Origin of the sequence: Lutibacter sp. (genome assembly GCF_021647475.1) — a bacterium.
In the GTDB taxonomy this organism is placed as follows: domain Bacteria; phylum Bacteroidota; class Bacteroidia; order Flavobacteriales; family Flavobacteriaceae; genus Lutibacter.
Genome location: NZ_JAKIUR010000004.1, coordinates 79199 through 91361, shown reverse-complemented (window position 1 = coordinate 91361; position 12163 = coordinate 79199). Strand labels below are relative to the sequence as shown.

The following is a 12163-nucleotide window of genomic DNA, read 5'->3' as shown; positions in this document are numbered from 1 at the left end:
GAGCGAAATAACTAAATTTAGTTGTCTCAAAATCAATAATTTCAAGTCCTCCTCCTAGAGAGACATCACAAATATATAATTTCCCATTACGCATAAATAAACCATAAGGTTTGTAAATTGGGAGAACCTGATTTTCACCAACAATAGATTTAGTAAAAGCAGATTGTTTTTTTGCAATATCTAAGGAACTGCTAATACTTGTTAAATATTGAATTCTTGGCGTTGCAGGTGCTGCTGGGTATATTACTTTTTTTGCAGTAGTAGCTTTGTTAATACGCGGAGAACACGAAATAAAAATGAATACAAATAATATACTTAGAATAGAAAGAAAATACGATTTAAAGTTCATTTTTTTAATGATTTATAGGTTTTAGTAAGAACTAAGGTTATTAAGTAAAAGTATATAAAATAAAAGATTTAAGCTATGATTAAAATCAGTTTGCATGGATAAATTAGGTGTTTAGGGTTTAAATTTAAAGTAGTAAAGAGTGTTTATTATTACAATAAATAGAGGGCTTTTAAAGCCCTCTATTTGGTATGCTTAATAATTTTAAATGTAATTATTTGTTATGGCAAGTTAAACAAAGTGCACTACCTGCATTTGACTTAACTAATAATTTTGCAACACCCGAGCCATTGTGAACATCGTGGCAAGAAGAACACTGTAATTTATTAGCTAATAATAAATCTGCTGTAATAGTACTCCCAACTCCTGAGTTTGTTGTAGTAGGGTCAAATAATCCTCCATCTGTTGTGGCTAATGCGGCATCATATGTAAATGAAATAGGATGATCATTGCTTAAGTCAGTACCTAACTTGTCGCTACCACTCATAAAATCTGTACCACCTGTTTGTCCTCCAAAGTTATCCATAGCTACAGTACCATCATGGCAGCTTAAACATAATTTAGAAGTGCCATCTGGTTGGCTGGCAGTAGCATCAAATGATGGAGATACTGTACTTGTGTATAATGTAAAAGTAGTTGTAGTTACTTCGTGATTCCACAATGGAGCAGTTAAACCAGTTACAGCATTGTGAGGAGTATGACAGACTATACAAATTTCCCCAGTGCTATTCCAACTTTCAGTTGAAAAATCGTGATCAGAACCTGCAATATTTTGTCCGAAACTTACAAAGCTCATAAATCCGGCTAAACTTAAAGTTAAAAATAATTTTGTTGTTTTCATAATAATAGTTTTAATATATTTTAGTAAAAGTTATGTTTAATATCTACAACAAATTTAAGGGTAATAAAGTGTAAAAAAGATGATTTTTATCATACTATGTAACATTAGTTACCATTTTATTTATTTATTTTTGCTATTAGGGTATTGTCTTGTTAATTTACTTAAAATGTAGAAGCTAAAAGGTTTCAGCTTATTTTAAATATAAATCTGTAGTATAGAAAGGAATGACAAAACAATTATAAAACGTACTAATTCAATAATTTGTATTATTTTACTTATAGCGAAGTGACGTAACAGTAAGTTTAAAGAATCAAAATGCACAACAGCTAACTATAACTATAACTATAAAAGTTACTTCTAATAAGATTTGGGTCTGTGATTTTTACCATGACACCTTAAATAACAGCGTCCACGATTTGTTCCGGTATCTTCATATTTTAACCCTCCCATACCAGTAGATTGAACAATGTCTGTTCTGAAATTAATAAGATGAGAGTTATTGGTACTATTACCTTGCGTACTGCTAATACCATGTGCATCATGGCATACGCTACAAGGTGTTCTTTCTTCAACAATATGTAATTTATGCTCTTTAAAAGTGTTTATATCATTTATAATATTATTTCTATTGTGGCAACTATAGCAAAGCGCATACGCTTGAGCAGACTCCACGGTATAGTCTGCGGTTTCGTATTGTAATTTTAAAATTTGAGGATATATAGAGCCGTGTGGTCCCGCAGGGCCCGCTGAGTTATTACTTGCATGGCAACTGGTACAGTATAAAACAGTACTAGAAGTATTTGGAGAAATAAGATTGGCTGTTATCTCTGAGTTGTTTCTAGGACCTGCAATAGGGTGAAAAGATGGGTTAGATGGTTCAAACTCTAACCGTACATTGTTTTGAACAATTAATCTAGGAAGTGCTGGTGATGGAGACCAAGAGTTACCCGCATGACATTTATAACATATCTCATAAGTATTGGTAGCTGGATTTACAGGGTTTCCAGCCTGATTAATACCACTTACACCTTTGTTGAAGCCATTTACGAAAGGAGCAGTTGCAGTAGTTGAATTTGAAGCATGAGGATTATGGCAATCTTGGCATTCTACATGTTTAGTTGTTACAGAAGTTGATTCTGTAGGGTCATGAACTGCTGAATAATTATAGACATCGTGTTTATACGTTTTAGCAAGTTCAGTTTGTATATTCTTACTGGCAACATTTCCATTATGACAATCAAGACAATTATTTTCTTCAAGATTAGATTTTAGTAATCTTTGCTTACCATCTGCATTGTGAGGGTTGTGGCAATTAGCACATGCATTTTGAGAAACCGTAGCATACGCTGATTCTAAATGAGCCCAGGGGTTAGTTCCATTTCCATTCCATGTTTTAGTAGAAGTTTTGTGAGTACTATTATTCCAATAAGTTCTGTCGTGACATAAAAAACACAAATCAGAAAATTCATTGGAAGCTCTAAGGAATTTAGGATTGGTTTCTTTATGAGGGTCATGGCAAGAGGTGCATTGTAGCTTTGAATTATGATCAAGTATTGCCAAGGAATTTAAAGGAGGTGTTTTTAATTGCCCGTCTGAAGCAGCTAGTGCCGCATCATAGGTAAAAGAAATAGGGTGGTCGTTAGATAAATCTGTAGTGAGGTTACTTTTTGAAGGCATAATGCCAGTCATATCTATAGGGGTGGTTCGGCTAACAACTTCACCTAAAGCAATTGTTCCATCATGGCAAGAAAGACAAAGAATTGAACTTCCATCAGGTTGTCCAGGGACTGCATCTAAAGTAGAACTATTATATAAGGTGTAGGTTGTTCCCAAAATATTTTTATTCCATAGAGGGGCTCTTGGGCTACTGTTATGTGGGGTGTGGCAAAAAATACAAATTTCAGATTCTGATGTAGCTTTGATGGTTCCAGTTCCGCTAATAGACAAATTATGCTTGGTTGTTATAATAGACTGTGCATTTAAAAATACAGGAAAACTAATTAAAAAGGATAATATTATAATAGAAATATTTTTCATTTTTATCTTTTAAGGAGTTTAAATATTTGAATTCTTGAGTTATAACTGTCAGCAACATAAATATAATCTTTATTATCTATATAAATTCCTGAAGGCATCCAAAATTCACCTTGGCCTCTACCTTGTTTGCCAAACTGATATAAAAAATTACCTGAAATATCAAAAACCTGTACTGTGTGAAATAAGGCGTCACTAATATAAATATTTCCATGTGAATCTGTTGCAATGCCTTTTGGTCGTGCAAAATAACCAGTAGCATTTCCAACTTCACCAAAAACTGAAATCACTTTTCCATTTTTATCAAATACCTGAACTCTAAAATTCATGGCATCAATAATATAGGCATTACCAAGTTGGTCAATCCAAATTGATGTAGGAAAATTAAATTCTCCTGGCTTGGTACCTCTTTTGCCTATTGTTTTAATTAAGTTACCTTGCTCATTTAGTATTGAAATTTTATGAGCTTTGGTTTCAATAACCCAAATTTCATTTGAAACCTTTGAGTAAGCTATTCCTGTTGGTTGTTCAAGTAAGAGCGAATCATTAAAAATAGTTAATGTTTTCTGCTTCTCATTCATACGATATATTCTGTTTAAACGAGAATCAGTAAAAAGTATTTCATTTGAAGTAAGCTTACATAAACTCACTAAAGAAGGGAATTTTTCTTTTTTCTTTTTTAATATTTTAGGGATTTTTAATTTGTTGTCTCCTATATTGAAAATGGTACCAATTCCTTGATCTAAAATTAAAAAGTTTGAAGAATCTGAAGCAATAATAGCAAGAGGCTTTGTGATCTCAGGAAGATTTCTTCTTCCAAATAAAAAAATAGAAAGCCAATTTTTATGTACAGGTTTGTTCTGTTTTTTTACAGAGGGGAATTGACGAACCCATTTAATGCTATATTCTTTAATAGTGTTGTTTTTTTCAATTGAAGGTGTAATTTCTTGGGCATTGTTTAGCATAGAAATACCAAAAAAAATTAAACTTATCACAAGTTTAAGATGTTTAATGCTGGGGTTCATACTCTAATATTTATAAATTGAAGTAACTATTGTTACATAATGCCCTGTAAATTTATAGATTTTTATCTAAAGAAGAAGTGATTTATATCATGTTTTTTTGTATGAATTAGTAGGTGTTGGTTAATTGAATAAAAAAAACCAAGTATTGCTTGGCTTTTTCTATTGTATATATTTAATAGTATAATTTTGTAGTGGTTTAATTACTCAACTAAAGTTCTTATATAATTTATAATTTGCCATCTGTCCTCATCATCTGGTAATTTTTTAATATACCCTGGCATATCATCTCTACCAATAGTTGTTTTATAATATAAAGCTCCATCAGTTTGCACTTGGAATTCCTCAGTTGAAAAATCTCCTAAATCAGCATCAAAATCTTCTGCTTTTGGTCCATCACCATAACCTTCAACACCATGGCATGATTTACAGTGTTTAGTATATAAAAGTTTTCCAGTTGCTAAATCTGGAGTAGTAGCCGTTGGGTTTTTCATTTTTTGATATTTTTCTGGAACTTTCCATTCTTCTTGAATTAATTTAGTGAATGAAAAAAGGCCGAAACATATAACTCCGATGGTAATAAAAAATTTTAGTGTTTTCATGTTAATTAAATTTTTGATTTATAAATTGTTAAAAATTATATTATTATTAATGCTTATTGCTAGCCTATTGTTCTTCAGGATTTATAATTAAATTTTTTCCTTCGCGATATATTTTTAAAAGGTTAATAATTGTAAATAAATAATTTGCCCAAACACCTAATAATAATATAGTAAGTACTATATACATCCACAATGGTGCTACTTCAGACCATAGCGTGTTGCTATTATCCTTAATTTTCTTATTAAACACACCCCACTTTATAGATTTTTCTTGAACAACATTTCCGAAATCTTCATTATATTCTATTGTTGAATACACAGTAATAGTACCGTTAGCATTTCCAGGAATATCTGTTGGAAATTCAAATTCGAATTTTCCATTTTTTATTGTACCTTCATTAATTTTCATATTAGAAAGCATTCCTTTAATAGAAATAATAACATCTGCTTCTTCAATAGGTGTTTTAACCCCAAAACGATCAATAGTATATGCTTTAACAATACCTTTTTTTACGCTATCAATTTCTTTCAAATTTAGTTCTAAGGTTATATCTTTTATTATAATTTCGCTTACTTTTTCGTCTATAGCATTTGTTCCTTTGAATTTTGCTGTTAAATTGATATATCCGTTTTCATCAGTTAAATAGCTTTGATTTTTTGGAAGTAGTAGTTGAGCAATGCCTTTTTTTGAAGTCTTTGATGTTCCTAAAAGTTTTTTATCTTCATTTAAAATATTTAAAAATTCAATTTCTGCATTATATACAGGAACTTTATCTTTTCTATTTTTTTTGTTTTGACCAATAAAACTTACTTCTAGCAATCTAGAATTGTCTTTTTGTTTTATAGTTTTAAACTTAAATCTCATTCTATAATTACTGGCATCGGTTTTTTGAGCAATACTATTAGTGCAAAAGCATAATGCAACAATAAAAGAAATAATAAAGGGGTATTGAAATAGGTTACGTTTCATGATTTCTAATTTTACTGTTAGTTAGTTAGTTAGTTAGTTAGTTAGTTTTAATTTATCATTTTGTAATTCTCTTTCATTATCAATAATACCTGACATTGATATTATGGGAACAAATTTAATTATCAGTGTAAATAATAGTAAAAACGTTGCGATACCAGCAAAAGTCAATGACCATTCAATCCAAGTTGCAGTATAATGAATATATTCGGGTCTAGTATCTTGAATAGGCACATAAGGGTTTTCTAATGTTGGTACTACAATTAAATAACGATTTAACCATAATCCTGCAACCGCAATTATGGCTGCAAACGTTATTAATTTTATAGTTCTTAATTTTTTAATTGATAAAATAATAATTGGTATTAAAATTCCTATATAATTTGCAAAAATAAATTGCCAGAAATATTTTGTAAATAGGGATTGAAGCAAACCAACGTCTCCCATTTTATGACTAAACCATTTGGCAAAATAATCGCTAAACGTAAAGTAACCAAATAATAAAGATAGTACAAGAAGCACTGCTCCTCCAAGGACAAAATGTAATTTGATAATGTATTTTTCTAATTTAAAATATTTTCGAATTATAAACATTGCTATAAGAATAACACCAACACCAGAATATAACCCAGCAACTATAAAATCAGGTGCAAATATGGTACTATTCCAACCTGGTTGTAACGTTAAACTGAATATCCAAGCTAATACTGTGTACGCAACAATTGCCATTGCTATAATCATTTTTGACATAATACTGGTTATTTTATGCAACCTTGCACGTTGTGCTTTAGTATCTTTATAATTAATAGCCAAAAACCTATAGAGTTTTTTTCTCCAATTTGGAATTTTTAAATCGGGATTATCTCTTAGAATTGCAAAGTCAGGAATAAAAGTGAGATATAAATAAATAAAACAACCAATTAAATCTGTAATAATAGCTATTATATCCCAAGTAATAGGGGATTGAATTCTAGGATATATAAATAAATAATAGAGTCTATCTAACCTTCCAATACATAATAAGATAAATACAGGACCAACTATTATTGACAAAACAGTTATAATTTCAACAATTCTTGTTACTGAATTTTTCCACGGAGTTTTAAAAAAATGTAGAATTCCAGAAATGAAGGCTCCAGAATAACTAATTCCAACAAAAAATATAAAATTAATAATATATAATCCCCAAACTACATTGTCCCTCATTCCTGTAATAATATGACCATGTTTTACTTGTAAAACAAAAGCATACAATCCAATTGTGATTACAACAACTAAAACGCCAATCCATAATTTTAATGCTGGGCTGAATTTTTCAAGCATTGGAGAAAATTCTTTAACTAATTCTTTTTTTCTATTATTTAAATCCATGATTGACTAAGAAAATTTAACTTAATTTTTTTTATTTAATAATTCATCTATATAAGGAACGTTTCTATAGCGCTCTAAAATTTCTTTATCGTGGTTTAAACCACGCTCTAAAGGAAATTGTCTATTTACAGGTGGTAAATAGTAAACGTTAGGTTTGGTTCCTAAATATTCTAAATAACGATAACCTCCACGGTCATTTATTAATTGAGAAAAACGAACTGTTTCATCTCCATTGGTTACAATGTCTTCATTTTTATCACCAAAATAAATAACACCCATTGGGCAAGATTGTGCACAATAAGGTAATTTTCCTTGTCTTAATAAATCAGGACAAAAATCACATTTCATAACGGTACCTTCTGCTCTAGGAACTTGAGTTTCTGGAGAATATGGTTGAGTTTTATCATTAAATTCTGGCTCAGAACCCCAATTAAATTCACGTGCTGAATACGGACAACTCGTCATACAAAACTTACAGCCAATGCAACGCTCATTATCAATTAGAACTATTCCGTCATCACGTTTAAAAGTAGCTCCAGTTGGGCAAACTGTTACACAAGGTGGTTCGTCACAGTGAAAGCAAGGTTTTGGAAACCAATAAGGTTCTTCATTTTCAGTATTTTGAAGTAGCTGAATCTTCATAAATTCTTCATGATATTCTAAATTATGACCCTTTTGACAACCTTCTACACATTTTCGTGCATTTTTGCATTTTGCCAAATCTATAACCATTACAAATTTTCTATCAGGAATACCTTTTCTAGATTCAGCAGGGGTTATAAGTGCTTCGGGATATTTATTAATATTTTCAGTAGCTACTTCAACCATTTTCCCATCAGGAGTTAGTAAGCGAACTTTTTCGCCAGAAGTTTTTGTATCATCTCCAATAGTAGATAAATTAGATATTAATGAAGATCCTGCAACTATAGTTACACTCGACATAAGACCTAATTTTAAGAATTTACGTCGGTCGGTTCCACTTTTTTTAGATTTGTAATTTTCCATGATTTTGTATATCTCAATTTTACAGCGGTAAATTTGTAAATATGTTGATTTTTAGTACTGTAAAGATATTAACCCATTTTATGGGAAATAATGATAAAAATCATTTTATTAAAATTTATACAAAAAAATATTGAATCGTTAAGAAATATTTGTTACATCATTAAGAAATATATGTTACATAAAGACGATGTAAATTGAAAAATAGTTATTTGATTTTAGCTTGGGGTAAGTGAAGTATTAAAAGAGTTATTATTATAAAAACTCCATAATTTTTAAAATCGTTAAAAATTTAAGCTACAAATATTTACGTAGAAAATAAAAAAACCGAACATTGAGAGGTTCGGTTTTTTTTTAATTTATGTAGAAATTATTCTGCTAAAGTTCTTAAATAATTAACTATTAGCCATCTATCTTCATCATTTGGCATCTTCTTTTTAAATTCAGGCATATCATCTCTTCCTGTAGTGGTTTTGTAAAATAAAGCACCATCACTTTGTGCTTGGAATTCTTCAGTTGAAAAATCTCCTAAATCAGCATCAAAATCTTCTGCTTTTGGTCCATCACCAAAACCTTCCTTACCATGGCATGATTTACAATGTTTCAGGTATAAAGATTTTCCAATAGCAGCATCAGTTTTTGGTGCTATTGGGTTTTTCATTGTTTCATACTTAGCTGGTACTTTCCATTCTTTTTCTTGCAAAACAGTAAAAGAATAAAAAGCAAAAGAAATAACCCCGATAATGGTTAAAATTTTAATTGTTTTCATGTTTTTAATTTTAATTGTTTTCATGTTTTTAATTGATTAATTGTTTAATTTTGATAATTTAATTAAATTTAAGATTAAATAAATAATTATGCCCCAAACTGCAAATGTCAATAAATTTGGAAATATGAGTAAAAATAATGGCGTTTTATCTCTTGGTGACCACATTTCTCTTTTATAAAAGTCATTGTCTTGAACTATTTGAGTACCTAATGGTGCTGTTACCATTGCTTTTACGGTTCCATAATTATCACTGTCAGCTAGCACAACTTCAAAAGTTAATATACCATCTATTCCTGGAATATCTGTTGGTATAGATACAAGGATTGTGCCGTTTTCATCAGTAGTGTAAAAATCTTTACCAATTTTTAGAGATTTAAAAAGTCGTTGTACTTGTACATTAAGTGTTGCTTCACTCAAAGGCATATTTAAAGATGTTTCAATAAGAGTTGCTTGTATAAAATTTATACTGTCTTTTTTTATTATGGAAGCCTTAATGTTAGCATTTTTAAAATTAATACTCTTTTTAGCTTTTTTAAAAGAAGCGTTGCCCTTAAATTTTACTAAAATAGTATAAGTATTTGTGGAATCAGCGTGGATAGAATCTAATTTGGGTAAAACTAATCTACCTTTACCATCCATATTAGTAGTTATCTTTCCTATTTTTATTTCTTCGTCATTTAGGACATTATAAATAGTTAAATCTAAATTAGGAATAAAAGTATTTTTATTTTTTATTTTTGAGGTTGCTTTAATATCAAAGTACAATTCACCATCCATGATTTTCGTATAACTTACAGAAAGTCTTACTTTATTTTTCTTTACTTTTTGAGCAAAACTCATAGTAACCATAAATACACTTAACAATACAAGAAAAGAGGTGCGAATTATAGATAATTGGTTTTTCATGAGTTTGTATTTTTATTTAATAATTCTTGTTCATTAGCAGTTTTTTCAATAGGAATAATTGGTAAAAAACGCACTAAAATAGTAATTATTAGCAGTGCCATTGCTAGTGTTGCAATGGTTATTATCCACTCGTGCCAACTTGGAAAATAATGTTGCCAAGATTTTGGTACTCCTTGTATTGGTAAAAAAGGGTGTAAGAGGGTAGGCGTTACAATTAAGTATCTTTTCCACCATGAACCTATTACAACCAATAAACCAACTACAAATATTGAAAATGGGGTTCTTCCTTTTTTAAAGAGTAAAATAATAGTAGGTATAATTAAACCACCAATTATTACTAACCAAAATAGTGGTGCAAATTGACCGTCAATTAATAAATTTAAGTGACTTATTTCTTCTTTTTTTGAAGTAAACTCTGGAATTAAATATTCATTAATATTAAAATAAAGATAAACCAAACAAGCCAAAGCTAAAAATTTACCTAACTTATCAAAATGTATGTTTGTTATATAATTTTCTAATTTGTAGGCTCTTCTTAAAACATAAACTACAGTAACTAATGCACCTAAACCTGCAACTGCGGCTCCAGAAACAAAGTAGGCTCCCATATTTGTGCTATCCCAACCTACTCTAAATAATGTTGAAAATAACCAAGCATCTATGGTTTGTAAAATAATTCCAGTAATAAGAATTAAAAGTGCAACTATTTTAATGGATTTAAGCTGAATTTTAGTTTGCTTAGGATTTCCTGTCCAATTAAGCGAAAGTCTGCCATACCATTTACTTAGCGTTGGATTTTTTTCTTTAAAATGTGTTTTTAAAATTGCTAAATCAGGTAGTAATGGAAAGTATAGTAATAATAATGAAATTATCATAAAAGTTGGAATGATAATAACATCCCAAATAATAGGTGATTGCATTCTGCCATAAATAAATAAATTTAATAATCTATCGGGTCTTCCCATATCAATCATAATGGTAAGTCCAGCCATTATAATACAGGCTACAGCAATAATTTCAGCAATTCGTACAATAGGTGTTCTCCAAGAATTATTAGTAAGCCTTAATACAGCAACGGTTACCGATGCCACAAAACTGGTTGCCACAAAAAAAACAAAATTGGAAATATAAATTCCCCATAGTGCATAATCGTTTAAATTTGTAACAACTAATCCTTTTCTGATTTGATCTATATATGCAATAAGACCAATAATAATTATTACAATTAAGGAACTTGTCCAGATAACACCTGCCTTACCAAATTTTTGAGGAGCTAGGTCATTAAGAAGTTTATCGTAATTTTTCATGGCTATTCAGGTTTTTTGTCAGTTTTATATTCACTAAAATTTTTTAAACCTTCTTTAAAATCAACTAATCGATTTACAGGTGGTAAATAGTAAACACTTGGTCTAGTTCCTAAATCATCCATTAATCTAAAACCAGCTCTATCCGTTAATAATTTACTTAATCTCAATGTTTCATCACCATTTGTTACGGTGTCTTCATATTTATCACCAAAATAGAATGTACCATTTGGACAAGCTGTAACACAATGAGGTAATTCGTTTTCTTTAATTAAATGAGGGCAAAAATCACATTTGTCTACAGTTCCTTTTACACTTGGTAACCCTGCATATTCAGGGGAATAATGTTCTTCACCGTGCATATGCATATCCATAGTAATATCGCCTTGGTCTGGTTCACTCCAGTTGAAAACCCTAGTAGAATAAGGGCAAGCTGCCATACAAAAACGACAGCCAATACAACGTTCATTATCAATTAATACTAGGCCGTCTTTTCTTTTAAAGGTGGCTCCAACTGGACAAACAGAAACACAAGCTGGATGGTCACAGTGCATGCAAGTGGTTGGCATCCAATAAGGAGCAGTATCATCATCCGCTTGCATTTTATGCACTTTCAACCAAGGATTATCTCCTGTTATAAAATGATTTTTATTACAAGATTCTTGGCATTTTAAAGCATTTTTACATTTTGCTAAATCTATAACCATTACAAATTTGCGGTTAGGAATACCTTCTCTAACATTATACATAATATGTTCAGCCTGTCCGTTAATCATTTCCACTACCTCTGAAGTATCTACTTCAACTAAAGTGCCGTTGGTTGTCATCAATTGCATTTTATCCGTGGAATCTTTAGCTGTTTGTGTAGTTAGAGCTTCAGCCAATTTTGAAAAACCAATACTCCCTATAGCTGTTGCTAGTCCTATTTTTAATCCTTTATCCAAAAAATTTCTTCTTGAATTATTTTCTTTTTGATCCATAATTAGTTTATACGAATTA

12 protein-coding genes are annotated in these 12163 nt (G+C 30.2%); all 12 read right to left on the bottom strand.

Annotated elements, in window-relative coordinates; translation table 11 throughout:
- The coding region (locus tag L3J60_RS01955; protein WP_291973800.1) for a hypothetical protein at positions 1-349 on the bottom strand (349 nt) is incomplete at its 3' end.
- A gap of 211 nt (positions 350-560) precedes the next feature.
- Positions 561-1187, bottom strand: coding sequence for a cytochrome c3 family protein (locus L3J60_RS01950; protein WP_291973799.1), 627 nt, complete (start codon positions 1185-1187; stop codon positions 561-563).
- Positions 1188-1544: 357 nt separating this feature from the next.
- Positions 1545-3224, bottom strand: a complete 1680-nt coding sequence (locus L3J60_RS01945) for a cytochrome c3 family protein (RefSeq protein WP_291973798.1) — start codon at positions 3222-3224, stop codon at positions 1545-1547.
- A gap of 2 nt (positions 3225-3226) precedes the next feature.
- Complete coding sequence (locus L3J60_RS01940) at positions 3227-4246, bottom strand: 6-bladed beta-propeller (protein ID WP_291973797.1); 1020 nt, start codon at positions 4244-4246, stop codon at positions 3227-3229.
- A gap of 200 nt (positions 4247-4446) precedes the next feature.
- Entirely contained in the window at positions 4447-4845 is a 399-nt protein-coding gene (locus tag L3J60_RS01935; protein ID WP_291973796.1) for a cytochrome c, read from the bottom strand.
- Positions 4846-4909: 64 nt separating this feature from the next.
- Positions 4910-5815 carry a hypothetical protein gene (locus L3J60_RS01930; protein ID WP_291973795.1) on the bottom strand — a complete coding sequence of 302 codons (906 nt, stop codon included), beginning with the start codon at positions 5813-5815 and terminating at the stop codon, positions 4910-4912.
- A gap of 33 nt (positions 5816-5848) precedes the next feature.
- Entirely contained in the window at positions 5849-7183 is a 1335-nt protein-coding gene (nrfD, locus tag L3J60_RS01925) for an NrfD/PsrC family molybdoenzyme membrane anchor subunit (protein ID WP_291973794.1), read from the bottom strand.
- A 21-nt stretch (positions 7184-7204) separates the two neighbouring features.
- Positions 7205-8188 (bottom strand): 4Fe-4S dicluster domain-containing protein, encoded by a 984-nt coding sequence (locus L3J60_RS01920; protein ID WP_291973793.1) that lies wholly within the window; start codon positions 8186-8188, stop codon positions 7205-7207.
- A 367-nt stretch (positions 8189-8555) separates the two neighbouring features.
- On the bottom strand, positions 8556-8954 hold the full coding sequence (locus L3J60_RS01915; protein ID WP_291973792.1) for a cytochrome c: 399 nt from the start codon (positions 8952-8954) through the stop codon (positions 8556-8558).
- 36 nt (positions 8955-8990) lie between these two features.
- Positions 8991-9860, bottom strand: coding sequence for a hypothetical protein (locus tag L3J60_RS01910; RefSeq protein WP_291973791.1), 870 nt, complete (start codon positions 9858-9860; stop codon positions 8991-8993).
- Positions 9857-11167, bottom strand: a complete 1311-nt coding sequence (nrfD, locus tag L3J60_RS01905) for an NrfD/PsrC family molybdoenzyme membrane anchor subunit (protein ID WP_291973790.1) — start codon at positions 11165-11167, stop codon at positions 9857-9859. Before nrfD (L3J60_RS01905) ends, L3J60_RS01910 begins: the two co-directional genes overlap by 4 nt.
- Before the next feature lie 2 nt (positions 11168-11169).
- Positions 11170-12144 carry a 4Fe-4S dicluster domain-containing protein gene (locus L3J60_RS01900; protein ID WP_291973789.1) on the bottom strand — a complete coding sequence of 325 codons (975 nt, stop codon included), beginning with the start codon at positions 12142-12144 and terminating at the stop codon, positions 11170-11172.
- Positions 12145-12163 lie beyond the last annotated feature (19 nt).